Annotated in this window: 10 protein-coding genes; 1 reads left to right on the forward strand and 9 read right to left on the reverse strand. The window is 71.2% G+C overall.

Annotation, left to right across the window (positions count from 1 at the left end):
- Positions 1-1144, forward strand: a 1144-nt coding sequence (locus VGR37_14180; protein HEV2148547.1) for an amidohydrolase, incomplete at its 5' end; no start/stop codon positions are given.
- Between the two features lie 60 nt (positions 1145-1204).
- Here the strand turns inward: VGR37_14180 and VGR37_14185 are convergent.
- The 9 genes from VGR37_14185 to VGR37_14225 form a co-directional block, all read right to left on the reverse strand.
- A complete protein-coding gene (locus VGR37_14185) occupies positions 1205-1540 on the reverse strand; it encodes a BrnA antitoxin family protein (protein HEV2148548.1) in 336 nt (111 codons plus the stop codon).
- Entirely contained in the window at positions 1537-1797 is a 261-nt protein-coding gene (locus VGR37_14190) for a BrnT family toxin (GenBank protein HEV2148549.1), read from the reverse strand. Before VGR37_14190 ends, VGR37_14185 begins: the two co-directional genes overlap by 4 nt.
- A 96-nt stretch (positions 1798-1893) precedes the next feature.
- Positions 1894-5571 carry a M1 family aminopeptidase gene (locus VGR37_14195; protein HEV2148550.1) on the reverse strand — a complete coding sequence of 1226 codons (3678 nt, stop codon included), beginning with the start codon at positions 5569-5571 and terminating at the stop codon, positions 1894-1896.
- Positions 5568-6479, reverse strand: coding sequence for an ABC transporter ATP-binding protein (locus VGR37_14200; GenBank protein HEV2148551.1), 912 nt, complete (start codon positions 6477-6479; stop codon positions 5568-5570). The genes VGR37_14195 and VGR37_14200 overlap by 4 nt, the downstream gene beginning before the upstream one ends.
- 254 nt (positions 6480-6733) lie before the next feature.
- On the reverse strand, positions 6734-7951 hold the full coding sequence (locus tag VGR37_14205) for an endonuclease/exonuclease/phosphatase family protein (GenBank protein ID HEV2148552.1): 1218 nt from the start codon (positions 7949-7951) through the stop codon (positions 6734-6736).
- 33 nt (positions 7952-7984) lie between these two features.
- On the reverse strand, positions 7985-9664 hold the full coding sequence (gene hutU, locus VGR37_14210; GenBank protein ID HEV2148553.1) for a urocanate hydratase: 1680 nt from the start codon (positions 9662-9664) through the stop codon (positions 7985-7987).
- A complete protein-coding gene (gene hutH, locus VGR37_14215) occupies positions 9661-11217 on the reverse strand; it encodes a histidine ammonia-lyase (protein HEV2148554.1) in 1557 nt (518 codons plus the stop codon). Before hutH ends, hutU begins: the two co-directional genes overlap by 4 nt.
- Before the next feature lie 127 nt (positions 11218-11344).
- Positions 11345-12523: a hypothetical protein gene (locus VGR37_14220; protein HEV2148555.1), complete on the reverse strand. Its 1179-nt coding sequence runs from the start codon at positions 12521-12523 to the stop codon at positions 11345-11347.
- Positions 12524-12828: 305 nt separating this feature from the next.
- Positions 12829-15571, reverse strand: a 2743-nt coding sequence (locus VGR37_14225; GenBank protein HEV2148556.1) for a putative LPS assembly protein LptD, incomplete at its 5' end; no start/stop codon positions are given.

The raw sequence follows: 15571 nt of genomic DNA on the forward strand, positions 1-15571 counted from the left end.
GGACGCGGCGGGGATCGGGCCGCGCACCCGCGCGCCGCAGGGCGGCGAGATCGCGCGCGACCCGCGCACCGGCGAGGCCACCGGGATCCTCAAGGAGTCCGCCATGGGGCTGGTCTCCCGCCGAATTCCCGCCCCCTCCCCGGCCCAGGTGAAGCGGGGGGTGCGTGCGGCGCTGGAGCTGGCGGCGCGAACCGGCGTCACCAGCATCCAGACCAGCGCCACCCCCACCGACGTGCGGGTCTACAGCGAGCTGCTGGAGGACGACTCCCTGACCGTGCGCGTCTACGCCTGGCACCCGCTCGAGCGCGAGACGATCCGCGCCTTCCGCGAGCTGGGGATCACGGCCGGGTTCGGCGACGAGTGGCTGCGGATGGGGATGCTCAAGGGGTACACGGACGGGACGCTCGGCTCGCGGACCTCGTACATGCTGGAGCCGTTCGCGGACGACCACTCGCACCGCGGGCTGGCGCAGTACACCGACGCGCAGCTCGACTCGCTGGTGACCGCCGCGGACGCCGCCGGGCTCCAGGTGATCCTGCACGCCATCGGCGACGCCGCCAACCGGCAGGCGCTGGACGCCTTCGAGCGGGCGGCGCGCGTGAACGGCACGCGCGCGCGGCGGCACCGGATCGAGCACGCGCAGATCCTCGACCGGGCCGACATCCCGCGCTTCGCCCGGCTGGGGGTGATCGCCTCCATGCAGCCGACGCACGCCACCAGCGACATGCGCTGGGTGGAGACGCGCATCGGCGGCGAGCGGGCGACCGAGGGCGCGTACGTCTGGCGCTCCCTGCTGGACGCGGGCGCGACGGTGATCTTCGGGACGGACTTCGCCGTGGAGCCCATGGCCCCGGTGGAGGGGATCTACTCCGCGGTGACGCGCCAGAGCCGCGAGGAGCCGGGCACCCCGCCGGGCGGGTGGCTCCCGGAGCAGCGCCTCACGCGCGAGGAGGCGATCCGCCTGTACACGGCCGCCTCCGCGTATGGGGAGTGGGAGGAGGAGCGCAAGGGGACGCTGCGCCCCGGGATGCTGGCGGACCTGGTGGTGTGGGACCGCGACCTGCTCACCGTCCCGGAGGAGGAGATCCTGCGGGCGGCGCCGGAGCTGACCGTGGTCGGCGGGCGGGTGGTCCACCGGAAGTAGGCGGCCATCCCGCCCGACGACGCGAAGAGGGGCTCCCGGCCGCGCCGGGAGCCCCTCTCGTCATTCCGCCGCGTCGTCCGGCCGCCGCCGCTCCCGCAGCACCCGGAGCCCGCCGGGGGAGCGTTCGCGGAAGCCGCGCAGCTCCCGCTCGATCCGTTCCGCCAGGAACACCTTGATCAGCGACTGGTACGGCACGTCCCTGCGGTTCGCCAGGAGCTTCAGCTCGTCGAGCATCATCTCCGGGAGCCGCAGGGAGATGGTGCGGGTGGACGGCTTCAGGTTGGGAAGCACCGTCTTCCGGGCGCGGCTCCAGTCCACGTACTCCACGGAGTCGTGCTCCGCCCAGAACTCGCGCTCCTCGTCCTCGCTCCCGAAACGGGGGACCTTTTCGCTCATAGGCTGCCGTAGACCTTTCTCTCCTTGCGGCTCATGTCTCGCGCGGAGATCACCCGGATCAGCGCGCCCCGGAGGGTGAACACCACGAAGAGCATACGCCCCCCGTCCGCGTGGCCCAGCGCGTAGAACCTGTCCTCCTGCTGCGAGTGTGCCACGTCCTCCGCGACCACCAGCGGCTGGTTGAAGAGACTTCCTCGCACTCGGCGGTGGACACCCCGTGCTTGTTCCAGTTCTTCTCGCCGTTCCCCGCGTCCCATTCGAACCCCTCACAGGACGCGAGCCGCTCCATCGGCTCCATCAATGTATGTTTCTGACATATACAGGTCAACCCTCTCCCGCTCCGACCGCGCGATTCAGCTCCCCCCGGCGGGGCTGCGCCCTCCACCCGCCGCGGCCTTCACCGCCACCGTGTTGTCGTCGGCGTGCTTGTCGAGCAGCTTGTGGTGGGGATCGATCCCCGCGGCAGCGGGCTCCCGGTCCACCACCACCCGGATCCGCTGCGGCCCGGACGCGACCCGGTGCTTCCGCATGTAGAGGGCCGGCCCCGCCTCCTTCGACTTCCCCTTGGGCGCCGCGGCGAAGACGCCGATGTCCACCAGGTCGTTCATCCGCACCGGGCTCTCGTTCCCCAGGCTGTCGGCGCGGACCTTGGCCCCCTCCACCTCCAGCACCACCTCGTAGCGCCCGTCCGGGAGACGCCTGGACGACGCCGACCGCGCACGGTTGCCGTACATGGTGATGGTCTCGAACAGGTCCGTCAGCACGTAGTGCAGCGAGTCGGGCGTGGCCTCCCGCAGGTAGGCGTAGAACTCGAGCGAGTTCGTGTACGGCGGCTCCTGGAAGCGCTTGGCCTCCAGGAACTTCGAGATGGCCGCGTTCAGCCGGTCCTCGCCGATGTAGTCCCGCAGCGCGTACATCGCCACGGAGCCCTTGTTGTAGTGGATGTACTGCTGGTTCTCCACCAGGAGGAGCGGCATCTCCTTCTTGCGCTCCACGCTCCGCCCGGAGAAGTACTCGTTCATCTCGTACTTCAGGAACTTCCGCATCTGCTCGCGCCCGTACTCCTTCTCCATGACCATCATCGCGGAGTACTGCGAAAGCGTCTCCGAGAGCAGGGTGGAGCCCTGTACGTCGCCCCCGATCACCTGGTGCGCCCACCACTGGTGGGCCACCTCGTGCGCGGTGACGTAGAAGGGGTAGTCCACCGCCTCCTCGTCGTCCAGGCGCGCGATGAAGCCGATCCCCTCCGAGTAGGGGATGGTGTTGGGGAACGACTGCGCGAACGAGGCGTAGCGCGGGAACTCCAGGATCCGCACCTGCCGGTGCTGGTACGGGCCGAACTCCCGGGTGAAGTAGTCGAGCGACTTCTTCACCGCGTAGATCATCCGCTCCACGTTGTACTCGTGGCCGGGGTGGTGGTACACCTCGATGGCGACCTCGCGCCCGTCCGGCGCCCGCCAGGCGTCGCGCTCCACCACGTACCGCGCGGAGAGGAACGAGTAGAAGTTCAGGATCGGTGAGTCCATCCGGTAGTGGAAGTAGCGCCGCCCGCCCTCCGTCCACTCGCGCTGCAGGTACCCCGGCGCGAGGGCGATCTGGTCCGGGCTGGTGCTGACCGTGGCCTCGAAGTCGATCCAGTCCGCGTCGCGCGAGATGTAGGTGTTCATCCTGGCGGCGGAGTCGTTCACCGGCGCCATGCGCGGCTTGGGCGCCAGCCCGAACTTGCGCCGGGTGTCGTCGTCGCCCAGCTCCGCGCCCTCCGCGTAGCCGATGCTGGGGAGGAGCGCGCTGTTGAAGAAGGTGCCGTTCTCCACCACCTGCGTGTTGGACACCTCGTTCTCGAACCCGCGGGTGCCGAGCGCCACGTCGAACCGGAGCCGGAGCGAGTCGCCGGGCTGCAGCGGCGTAGCGAGCCGGTAGACGTAGTAGGAGTGCTCCCGGTCGGCCAGGACGCGCGTGGCGGGCCGGTCGAGCTGCATCTCCCGGATCTCCACCTCGCGCGGCACCATCAGGTGCAGGGAGTCGATGGGCGTGGTGGTCTTGTTCCGCAGGCGGTACTCCCCGCGCACGCGGGCCCTCGCCTCCTCGGGGAAGATGTCGGTCCACACCCGCACGCCCACCACCCGCGGCTGCGGCGCCCCCTCGAAGCGCTTGTACAGCTTCTCGTACTCCGCCCGCGCCTCCTGCGCGGAGCGGGTGGTGCGGAATTCGTTGACGACGTTGGTGTTGTAAAAGATGAAGCCGCCGAGCCCCACCACCAGCACGCCCGCCACCAGCGCCGCGGCGAGCGCCGGCCGGCGGAAGCGGAGACGGGCCAGGCGCGCCCGCCACACCATGCGCGTCTCCTGGCCGCGCACCCAGAACAGGTTGGTGAGCACGGCCAGGAGGGCCGCCCACGCCGCCCAGTACGCCTTGAACCAGGCGAAGGGCTCCATGAAGGGCCCGAAGGTGTTCATGTCCGAGTACGCCCCCGTCGAGCCGGAGTTGTACTGGTAGAGGTTGTGCTCCAGCCCGAACTGCGGCATCAGCCCGCTGAACACCACGTACAGGATCACCAGCAGGTGCCCCATGTACTTGTGGTTCACCAGCACGTGCACCAGCATCACGAACACGGTGAGGAGGAGCAGGCTGATCAGCTGCGTCCCGAAGAGCATCCGGACGTACAGCCCGAGCTCGAAGTTGTAGTATCCCTTCGCCGCCTGCGTCGCGATCCCGGCGACCAGGACCACCCCCTGCAGCACGGTGACCACGAGCGCGAGCGCCGTCAGCTTCCCGGCGAAGGGCACCCAGGTGGGGACCGGTGTCGCGTCCTGCACCTGGTTCATCCGCACGTCGCGCTCCTGCCACACCATCTCGCCGGCGTAGAAGCTGATGATGATGAGCAGGAACAGCGTGAAGGTGCCGCTGAGCACCTGCAGCACCTGGTACGTCACCGGCCAGGTGGTGGTCCCGTACAGCGAGCCCACCTGCTGCGCGCCGAACGCCACGAAGAGGAGCGCCGCCGCCAGGATGGCGTAGAAGTAGCGGTTCCCCACGATGCTCCAGAACGACTGCCGCGCGATGGTCGCGTACTGCCGCACCTGCGCGCCGGCGCCGAAGTCGCGCCGGGGCTCCGGGAGGGCGAGCCGCCGGGGCGCCGCGTACGCCGCGCCGGCCGTCTCGTCGCGCGCGACCGCCTGCTTCCGCGACGTGCGCTCCGCGGCCACGTGCGTGAAGCGGAAGCGCGCGTACACCGCCGCGAACACGGCCAGCCCCACAGCCACCCAGATGAGCCGGTTCCAGAGGAAGATCCCCTCCAGCGGAAGCAGCAGCTCGTTGCGCTGCGCCGGGCTCCAGTACTTGGTGGCCAGGTCGACGGCGTAGCTGCCGAAGGGGTCCAGCCAGGCGGCGATCCGCTCGTTCTCCAGGTCCTGCATCAGGCTGCCCGCCAGCAGGTACCCGAACACCAGCACCACCCCCCCGATGTAGTTAGGGAGCATCTGCCGGGTGAAGGCCGCGAGCGCGAAGAACACGGCCCCCGTGAGCAGCAGCGTGGGGAGCACCACCACCAGGTACGGGTGGAGGAAGTACTCGGCCTGGAACGCGCCGAAGCGCGCCCGGTCGGTCCAGGGGAGCACGCTCCCCAGCATCAGCCCCAGCGGGATGCTCAGCATCACCACCGCGTTCACCGTCAGCGCCCCCACGAAGCGCCCGCCCAGGTACGAGAAGCGGGTGATGGGCGCGGTGAAGAAGAGCGGGTGGATGACCGCCTCGTAGTCGCGGTAGACCGCGTTCCCCAGCAGCGCGGCCGTCACGATGACGCCGAAGAGCGACAGCGCCCCGGTGATCTGCAGCAGGACGTAGGGCGAGTTCACCTTGATGTTCCCGCCGCTCCCCCCGAAGGAGACGCCCACGCTGTCCCACGTCCCCCCGGCCGCGAGCACCAGCAGGAGGGCGATGCCGAAGAAGATCCCGAAGTACACCCAGGTCGAGATCCGCCGCAGGTAGTAGCCCAGCTCGAACCGGACGGTCTCCAGGAACGGCCCGCTCACGAGGCCGCCTCGGCGCCCGAGAGCGAGGCCTCGCCGGTGTGGAGCCCGGCCATGGCGGTGAAGTAGACGTCCTCCAGGGTCGGGTCCACCGGGTCGAACGACGGGTCCGGGCGCTCCGCGGAGTGCACGTGGATCAGCGTGCGCCCCGCCAGGAGGCGGGTGGAGATCACCCGGTGCGCCGCCTCGTACGCCGGGAGCTCGTCCTTCTCCACGATCCGCTTCCAGACCCGTCCCTGCAGCGCGTCGATCGCGGCGAGCGGCTCCGTCTCCAGGAGGATCCGCCCCCGGTTGATGATCGCCATCCGCCGGCACAGCTCGCTCACGTCCTCCACGATGTGCGTGGAGAGGATCACCACCGCGTTCTCCCCCAGCTCGCTGAGCAGGTTGAGGAAGCGCACCCGCTCCGCCGGGTCCAGCCCCGCCGTAGGCTCGTCCACGATGATCAGCTTCGGGTTCCCGAGGAGCGCCACCGCGATCCCGAAGCGCTGCCGCATCCCCCCGGAGAAGCCGCCGAGCTTCTTCTTACGCACGTCGTACAGGTTGGTCTGCTCCAGCAGCGCCTTCACCGTCTCCTTCCGCTCGCGGCGGGCGGTGATCCCCTTGAGGACGGCGAAGTGGTCCAGCAGGTCCTCGGCGGAGACCTTGGGGTAGACCCCGAACTCCTGGGGGAGGTACCCGAGCGTCCGCCGCACCTCGTCCTTCTGCCGGAGGACGTCGATGCTCCCCAGCGCCGCCGACCCGGAGTCGGCCTCCTGGAGCGTCGCCAGGGTGCGCATCAGGGTGGACTTCCCCGCCCCGTTGGGCCCGAGCAGGCCGAACATCCCCTGCGGGATGGTGAGGGACACGTCGTCCAGGGCGCGCACCCCGTTGGGGTACGTCTTCGAGAGGTGCGAGATGACGAGCTGCATGGTTCCGGAGGACGGGGTGGGAGAGGAGGGCGGTGCCGTGCCCGCGATGGTACCTGGGCTTCGGACCCGGGTTCCCGGGCGGTGGGCCCGGCCGATACCCCGCCTACGTCGGCGGGGACCGGGTGGTTTCAGGCCCGTGAAGAGTATCAGCGGGCGGTACGCGGGGACATGCCCGCGTGACGGGGAGCGACGGCGGTGGGACCGGGGGCGCGTGCGCAGGGACGGGCGGTGCGGATGGCGACCCGCGAATCAGGTCACCTGCCCCCGGTCCAGGTGAGGTCCGCCACGACCGGCCAGTGGTCCGACCCGACGTCCGGGCCCACGAAGGCCAGGTCCACCCGCCAGCCGGGGCCGGCGAGCACGTGGTCGATCCGCACCCGGATCCACCCGTTGTCGCGCGTGAAGCCGAGCCCCCGCCCCGCGTGCGAGAAGGCGTTGCGGTAGCCGCCCCACGACTCGCGGTAGATGCGGCTCTCCACCGGCATGTTGAAGTCGCCCGCGACGATCTGCGCACCCCGCTGCGCGGCCCACCGCGCCACCTGGTTGGACTCGATCTGCCGGGAAAGGGTGTTCGGGCCCATCCGGCCCGCGTCGTTCCGGAAGAGCCCGCTGAGGCCCCGCCGCGGCGTCTCCAGGTGCACGTTGACCAGCTCCACGGGCCTGCCGGCGACCTCGATCGTATACCGGGCCGCCGCGCTCGTCCCGCCGATCCCCGCCTCGCGCACCCCCTCGAAGCGGCTCCGGTCCATCACCTCCACGGCGCGCACAGGGTGCCGGCTGAAGAGGCAGAGCTGCCCGTCGCGCCGGTGCTCCCACCCCGGCACGCGCCCGAAGGCTTCGGCCACCTTTTCGCTGCACTCCTGCGCGGCGACCACGTCGGCGCGCCACTCGCCCACCAGCCCGATGAGCCGCTCCGCCGCCCAGGGATCTCCGGCCAGGTTGGCGCTCACCACGCGGAGGGTCTGCCCCGTCGGCTCCGCGGCGCCCCAGGACCGCCACCCCGTCCGCATCCCCATGACCGGGAACACCATCACCAGGGCGGCGGCGAGCAGGGGGAGGAGGAGAGCGCGGCGGAAGACCGCGGCCGCGGGGACGAGGAGGACCAGCGGGAGAAGGACGACCCAGCGCGGCCCGAAGAGGTACACGGTCGCGGGCCACCAGCGGTCGCCGAGCGTCCAGAGGACGGCCCAGAGGAGGACGACCGCCGCGAGGTAGCCCCACGCCGCCCACACGAGCCACCCGAGGGGCCCCGCCGGCGCGCGGAAGGCCCCGGCGAGCCCGGCCGACGCCCGCTCACCGAGCCGCCGCAGCCGCCCCTCCCACGCAGCGGACCGCGGAGCCGCGGGCGGCTCCGGGCGCGGAGGGGGCATGCGGACCGGGATCTCCCGACCGCAGCGGCAGTGCAGCACGCGCCCGACGTGCTGCTCCTCCGCGTGGAAGACCTCGCCGCAGCGGCAGCGGATGCGGATCACGGCGACCCCTCGGCCCGGAGCCCGGGAGCCCCGCTACCCGCCGAAGCCCCGCTCCAGCATGGGGATGCGGACGCCCTTCTCGCGCGCGGTGGCGACCGCCTCCTCGTACCCGGCGTCCGCGTGGCGGGCCACGCCCATCCCCGGGTCGTTGGTGAGGACGCGCTCCAGCCGCTCGCGCATCTCCGGCGTGCCGTCGGCCACGATCACCTGCCCCGCGTGCAGCGAGTTGCCGATCCCCACCCCGCCGCCGTGGTGGAAGGAGACCCAGGACGCGCCGCTCGCCACGTTGACCATGGCGTTCAGGATGGCCCAGTCGGCGATGGCGTCGCTCCCGTCCTTCATCGACTCCGTCTCGCGGAAGGGCGAGGCCACGGAGCCGGTGTCCAGGTGGTCGCGCCCGATGACGATGGGCGCCTTCAGCTCCCCGCTCGCCACCACGTCGTTGAGCGCCACCCCGAACCTCGCGCGCTCCCCCTGCCCCAGCCAGCAGATCCGCGCCGGGAGCCCCTGGAAGGCGACCTTTTCCCGCGCCTGGGTGATCCAGCGGCGCAGGTGCTCGTCTTCCGGGAAGAGCTCCAGCACCAGGTCGTCGGTGCGGTGGATGTCGGCGGGGTCGCCGGAGAGCGCCACCCAGCGGAAGGGGCCCTTCCCCTCGCAGAAGAGCGGGCGGACGTACGCCGGGACGAAGCCGGGGAACGCGAAGGCGTCGTCGTATCCCGCGTCCTTCGCCTGCCCGCGGATGTTGTTACCGTAGTCGAAGGTGACGGCGCCGCGGCGCATCATCTCCACCATCGCCTCGCAGTGCACCCGCATCGACTCCATGGAGCGCCGCACGTACTCCTGCGGGTCGCGCTCGCGCAGCTCCGCCGCCGCCTCCAGCGACAGCCCCGCCGGCACGTACCCGTTGAGGGCGTCGTGCGCGCTGGTCTGGTCCGTGAGCGCGTCGGGGATGGCGCCGCGACGCAGCAGCTCCGGGAGCACCTCCGCGCAGTTGCCGACCAGGCCCACGGAGAGCGCCTCCCCCCGCTCGCGCGCCTCCAGCGTCCAGCGGAGCGCCTCGTCCAGGTCGTGCGTCATCCGGTCGCAGTACCGGTTGTCCAGCCGCCGCTGGATCCGCTGCGGGTCCACGTCCACGCAGAGCACCGCGCCTCCGTTCATGGTTACCGCCAGCGGCTGGGCGCCGCCCATCCCGCCCATCCCGCCGGTCAGCGTCCACGTCCCCCGCAGGCTCCCCCCGAAGTGCTGCCGCGCCACCGCGCCCAGGGTCTCGTACGTCCCCTGGAGGATCCCCTGCGTCCCGATGTAGATCCAGGAGCCGGCCGTCATCTGGCCGTACATGATGAGCCCCTGGCGCTCCAGCTCGCGGAAGACGTCCCAGGTCGCCCAGCGCGGCACCAGGTTGCTGTTGGCGATCAGCACCCGCGGCGAGTGCCGGTGCGTACGGAAAACCGCCACCGGCTTCCCGGACTGCACGATCAGCGTCTCGTCGTCCGCGAGGGTGCGCAGCGTCTCCACGATGGCCTCGAACGCCTCCCACGAGCGCGCCGCCCTCCCGGTTCCGCCGTAGACGACCAGGTCCTCGGGCCTCTCGGCCACCTCGGGATCCAGGTTGTTCATCAGCATCCGCAGGACGGCTTCCTGCTGCCACCCGCGGCAGGAGATCTCGGTGCCGCGGGGCGCGCGGATGACGGGGGTGGTGGGGGGGGGGGTCATGGGTCTCGGTCTCGTAGTTCAGAGTGGATGAAGATCTCCGCCAGCCTCCCTTCCCGCACGATCGCCGTGGCCGCCTCGATGTCCGGTGCCAGCACCCTGTCGCCGTCGAGTGCCGGGATGCGCTCGCGGACGATCCGGTAGGCGCGCTCCACGCCGCGGCCGGGGCGCAGCGGCTTCAGGAACTCCAGCGCCTGCATGGCGCACATCAGCTCGATCCCCAGCACCGTCTCCGCGTTCCGGAGCACCTTCCGCGCTTTCACGGCGGCGTGGGGGCCCATGGAGACGTGGTCCTCCTTGTTGGCGTCGGTGGGGATCGAGTCCACGCTCGCGGGGTGGGCGAGCACCTTGTTCTCGCTCACCAGCGCGGCGGCGGTGATCTGCGCCATCATGAAGCCGGAGTGCACACCGGGCTCGTCCACCAGGAAGGCGGGGAGGCCGGAGAGGTCCGGGTTCACCAGACGCTCGATGCGCCGCTCCGAGATGGACGCCAGGTCCGCCAGGGCGATGGCGAGCAGGTCCAGCACCTGTGCCACCTGCTGCCCGTGGAAGTTGCCGCCGCTGATCACCAGCCCCTCCTCGCCCTCGTCGGGGAAGATCAGCGGGTTGTCGGTGGCGCTGTTGGCCTCCGTCTCCAGGACGGTGCGGGCGTACGCCAGGGCGTTCCGCGCGGCGCCGTGCACCTGCGGCATGCAGCGGAGAGAGTACGCGTCCTGCACCCGCGGGTCGCCGTAGCGGTGCGACTCGCGGATCTCGCTGTCGGCCAGGAGGGCGCGCAGGCGCTCTGCGCTGGCGACCTGGCCGGGGTGCGGGCGGGCGCGCTGGATGGCGGGGTGGAAGGCGTCCGGCGTCCCCTTCAGTCCCTCCAGCGACGCCGCGCCGATCACCTCGGCGGCCTCCACCAGGCGCTCGGCCGCGACCAGCGCGAGCGCGCCGAGGCCGGTCATGAACTGCGTGCCGTTGTTGAGCGCCAGCCCCTCCTTGGCCTGCAGCCGCACCGGCTCCAGCCCCACCCGGCGAAGCGCTTCCCCCCCCGGCAGGGTCTCGCCCCCGACCTCCGCCCACCCCTCCCCCACCAGCACCAGCGCCAGGTGCGAGAGCGGAGCGAGGTCGCCGGAGGCGCCCACCGAGCCCTGCTCAGGGATCAGCGGGGTGACGCCGCGGTTCAGCAGCTCAAGGAGGAGCGCCACTACCTCGGGGCGGATCCCGGAGAACCCCTTCGCCAGCACATTGGCGCGCAGCAGCGTGACGGCGCGCGCCTCCTCGCGCGGGAGCGGCGCGCCGACGCCGGCCGCGTGGCTGCGGATCAGGTTGATCTGCAGCTCCTCCAGGCGGTCCAGCGGAATCGCCACCTCGGAAAGGCGGCCGAAGCCGGTGGTGAGGCCGTACACCACCCGCCCCTCCGCGACCGCGCGCTCCACCACCGCCCGGGATCGGCGCATACGCTCCACGGCATCCGCCGTCAGCTCCACGGGCGCGCCGTGCCGCGCCACCCGCTCGACCATGTCCAGGGTGAGGGTGTCGCCGTCGATCCCGATCCGCTCCGTACCGTGCATTTTCGCTCCGCGTTGAAGGCGAGAAAAGATACCGGAAGGCTCTGTAGCGAACAACACGTGATCCCGGAAAACGGGCGGGCCGTCTCCGGGAGGAGGCGGCCCGCGGGTCCGGTGCTTCGGGCGGAGCTCAGCCCGGCCGGCGGTCGAGGCGCGGGTCGTCGGGGCGGAGCTGGTACGCCCAGTCGAAGATCATCAGCGCCTTCCCCCCGCTGCTCCCCAGGATGGAGGCGCGGATCACGCCGTAGTGGATGCGCCCGTCGGCGCCCCGCACCCGGAAGACGTAGCTGAACTCCGGGTCCACCGCCACCGGGTTGCGCGTGTACCCCGACGCTGGCGCCTGGAAGGCCGCACGGCACTCCCGGTCGCGCCCCGGGCCGCAGACCAGAGCCGTCGTGCGACCGGCGCTCACCACCTCGGTGTCACCCAGCGGACGGATCTGCCAGCGCCCGTTCGCCACCTCCAGCCGCCACTGCGCCTGCGGCGAGCTCCCGGACACGATCGGGTCCAGGCTGTCGGCGGCCACGAAGCGGAAGCCGCTTCGCGCGGTGCTGTCGCTGAACGCGTAGATCAGCTCCGAGTGGAAGTCCGGCCGGGGCACGCCCGTCATCACCGGGCTCAGGTCGCTCACCTGCCCCTGGGTGTTCACGGCCGCGATGCGGTAGCCGTAGACGGAACCGTTGCGCGCCCGCAGGTCCAGGAACCCGGTGGCGTCGGTCTCTCCTGCCTGGTAGAGATCGACGCGCTGTCCGTCGATGGACACCAGCCAGACCTGGTACTTCCAGAAGTTCTCCACCGCGCCGCCGGAGCGCCAGCGGAGCCAGAGCGAGTTGTCCAGCGCGAAGACGCTGTCCGCGCGCGGCGCGGGCGGCGGAGCGAACACCGGCACGTTCACCTCGACCCGGAAGTCGGAGGGGGCTTCCGCGCCGCTCCCCCGGTCCACCGTGGAGACGAAGTACTCGTACCGGGTCCCGCCGACCACGTTGGTGTCGACGAAGCGGCACTCCCCGCCCTCGCACGAGGTGGTGGTTCCCACCAGCGAGAAGCTCCCCTGGCTGCCCCGGCGCGCGTAGACGCGAAACGGGTCCCGGTTCCAGTCTGCGGGGAGGGACCACTTCACGACCACGGACGGGTGCCCGAGCGGGCGGCCGGTGTCGCGGTTGAACGTCTCGAAGATCCAGTCGTAGGTGGCGCTGACGTCGCGCGGTCCCCGGAACTCCCCGGCCCCGGGGATGAACGGGTCGTTCTCGTTGCACCCGGCCAGGACCAGGGCGGCGAGGAGGAGCGAAGATCGGGCACGTGTGAGCATGGGAGTGGTCCTCGGTGTCCGGAGCGGGCGCGTGCCGGAGCGGCACCTTCCGGGGCGTATGCAGGGCAACTGTCATTCCGGGAGGACACCCCGGATGCGCCCGCGGATCAACCGCTTACGCGCCAACAGCTTACACCAGGAACCCGCCGAAACGGGCTCGTAGCGGAGGCCCCATGGGTGTCCGCGCGAGGGGAACGGGGTGTCGCTCCCGTGAGACACGGGCTCACCCCCCGGAGCGATCCGGAACGAGAAGAGCCGCTCCCGGAGGGGGGCGGCTCTTCTCCAGAGGGCCGAGCGCCGGGCGGCTACTGCCGGCGGTCCGCCCCGATGTTGCGCTCGTTGTAGTCCACCTTCAGGTCCGGCAGGTCCTTCAGGTGCACGGAGAACTGGAACGACGTGTTCCCCACCGGCGTGCGGTAGAAGCTGAAGTTGGCCTGCCAGCGGTGCAGGTCGCGCACCAGGCTGAGCTGATGGCTGCCGAACTCCGCGTCCGTGATGTTGTAGCTGGTAGCCCAGTTCACCGCCCAGTTCTGCGTCGGGGAGAACGCGAGCGTCCCGTTCAGCATCTGGTTCACTCCCCCGCCGAAGCTGCCGAAGGAGGTCTGCCGCGGGCGGTTGTACGAGTAGTTGACCTGCATGGACCATGGCCCGCTCCCCACCTGCTGCGGGTTGGCCGTGGAGGTCGTCCTGGCCGGCCGGGTGCCCGGCGGCTGGAGCGAATCGGTCGGCACCATTCCCGGCTCCGGCGTCATGGACTCGTCCGGCCGCAGCCTCCCGAACCCGAGCCAGCGGAAGAGCGCCGAGTTCTGCCCCAGCGTGAAGCCGGTGCTCAGCGTGGAGATCTGCGGCGAGAACGCGCCGAAGGCGAACCGGTCCCTGCTGAGCGAGTCCTGCCGTGTCGGGTCCTCGAAGAGGTCCACCCCGAACTGCACCGTCATCCCCTGCAGGAAGTCGGAGCGGATGCTCCCGCTCACCTGGTCGGTGATGAACCCGTTCTTCTTCCGTGAAGCTCGCGCGAAGTCGTACTCCAGCGCCGAGGCGTTGATCGCGAGCAGCGTCACCTTGCGCGCATCCAGCGGCGCCGCCGGAGCCGCAGCCGCGGTCGTGTCCGATGCGGTGTCGCGCGCCTGCGGCCTCGACGGGGTGCGGAGCTTCGCCTCGAAGGTCTGGTCGAGCGTCAGGCGGAGCACGTTCTGCGGCTCCCTGAAGTCGACCCCGAACACGGAGTCCTGGAGGGCCGTCGTGCTGGCCCGCGGCGAGTAGGTGAAGGTGAGGTTCGGCTTCACGTGGTGCCGGATCCGCTCCATCCCCGCGAATCCCGGGAAGAAGCCGTACAGGTCCGTGTTCAGCGTCGCGCCGAAATCGGTCCGGACCGGACCGGCGACGAACCCGTCCGCCCCGAAGCGCTCGCTGGTGGTGTCCCGCACGAACTCCTGCCGGAGCGACAGGCTCGGGGCGATGAAGGTGGAGCCGATCAGGCCCTGCTGGTAGCTGATGCCGGAGGTCCACCGGCCCTGGTCGTCCGTGAACGAGGCCGTGTCGATCCCCGGGACCCTCGCGAGGAGCGGCCTCGGCAGAAGCCCCGTCAGCGCGTTCCGGTTGAGCGACGCGTTGTTGTTCATCGTCAGGTTGCCGACGCGCACCGAGTTGTTGAGCTGGGCCTGTCCGCGGCGGTCCTCCAGCGCCCGGAAGGCGCCGACCGCCCGGAGCGTGTCCCCCGGCAGGCGCAGCCCGGTCTGCGATGCGGTCAGCCCCAGGGTGACCGTGACGTCGTTGTACCAGCTCGCCTGCTCCGGCGAGGCCGAGCGGAAGAGGGTGACGGTGTTGGGCGTGATCCCGAAGCTGGGGAACGTCCACTCCAGCCGGCCGTCTCCGAGCGACTGGCTCCGCCGCGCGCCCAGGTTCACCTGGCCCCAGTCGAAGCGGCGGTCCACCGAGAAGGTGGAGTTGAGGTTCTGAACGGCCTCCAGCGGGTCGACGCTCCGCCGCCGGACGTACTCGGACGACGACGCGTAGCTCCCGGAAAAGGCGACTGTGCTGCGCTCGTCGGGGCGCCAGTTCCCCTGCCCGGAAAGGGTGCGCTGCTTCGCCCCGTCGTCCGGGAAGTACTGCTGCCAGCTGGCGCTGCCGCTCAGGAAGCGGCGGCGCCAGTTGAAGTCGAGCGCCCCCGTCAGCGAGGTGTACGAGTTGCTCCGCCACTCGGTCGACACCTGCGCGCCCAGGTACGGGTTGATCGCCCAGTAGTAGCCGACGTTGGAGATCTGCCGCTGGTAGCCCGAGGAGTTGCGGACCACGTCGTTGATGCCGAAGCGCGGCGTCAGGATCCCGCTCCGCCGCCCCTTCTCCATGTCCTGCACGATGAAGGGGAGCCACGCCACCGGCACGTTGCGGAAGTACAGCACCGCCGGGCGCCCCACCAGGAGCCGGTCCCGCATCACCATCACCTTGCCGGCGCGGAAGTGGTACTGCGGCTCCTCCCGCTCGTCGGAGGTGAAGGTGCTCCCCTGGGCGTAGATCCGGTCGGTCTGCTGCTCGGCGGCCACCCGCTGTCCGTACACGTACCAGGTGGCGCCGGAGGCGTACTGCGTGCGTCCGCCCTCCACGACCGCCACCCGCCGGTCCAGGTCGTAGACCAGCACGTCGCCCGCGATGTTCTGCCCCTCGCCGCTCACCTTGGGGCTGCCGAAGGCGCGCGCCACCCGGCTGCGGTCCTGGTAGACGATCGTGTCCGCGGTGAGCTTCTGTCCGGCGCGCTCCACCTCCGCCTCCCCGCGCAGCACGAGCACGGAGGAGTCGGCGCGGAAGACGGCGTCCCTCCCGCGGTACTGCACCGGCGTGTACCCCTCCAGGCGGAGGAGCGCGTCGAAAACGGCGTCCGGCTCCTGCGGGGCCGCCGCGGCACTGTCGGCGGGGGCGCCGGGCTGAGCGCGGTCCGTCGGCGTCGTATCGCGCTGGGCTCCGGGCTGCCGAATCGCCGGGATGGGCTTCCGCGCGTTCTCGCGGGCAGGCGGGCGCGTCGGCGCGCCCCGGGGCGGTGCGGGGACGGTG

It is taken from the genome of Longimicrobiaceae bacterium (assembly GCA_035936415.1).
Lineage (GTDB): Bacteria > Gemmatimonadota > Gemmatimonadetes > Longimicrobiales > Longimicrobiaceae > JAFAYN01.

What these genes read in the sequence shown, in the direction of transcription:
- VGR37_14185 (HEV2148548.1), bottom strand. Translation starts at nt 1,540, where the DNA reads ATGAGCGAAAAGGTCCCCCGTTTCGGGAGCGAGGACGAGGAGCGCGAG.
- VGR37_14190 (HEV2148549.1), bottom strand. Translation starts at nt 1,797, where the DNA reads ATGGGACGCGGGGAACGGCGAGAAGAACTGGAACAAGCACGGGGTGTC.
- VGR37_14200 (HEV2148551.1), bottom strand. Translation starts at nt 6,479, where the DNA reads ATGCAGCTCGTCATCTCGCACCTCTCGAAGACGTACCCCAACGGGGTG.
- hutU (HEV2148553.1), bottom strand. Translation starts at nt 9,664, where the DNA reads ATGACCCCCCCCCCCACCACCCCCGTCATCCGCGCGCCCCGCGGCACC.
- hutH (HEV2148554.1), bottom strand. Translation starts at nt 11,217, where the DNA reads ATGCACGGTACGGAGCGGATCGGGATCGACGGCGACACCCTCACCCTG.
- VGR37_14220 (HEV2148555.1), bottom strand. Translation starts at nt 12,523, where the DNA reads ATGCTCACACGTGCCCGATCTTCGCTCCTCCTCGCCGCCCTGGTCCTG.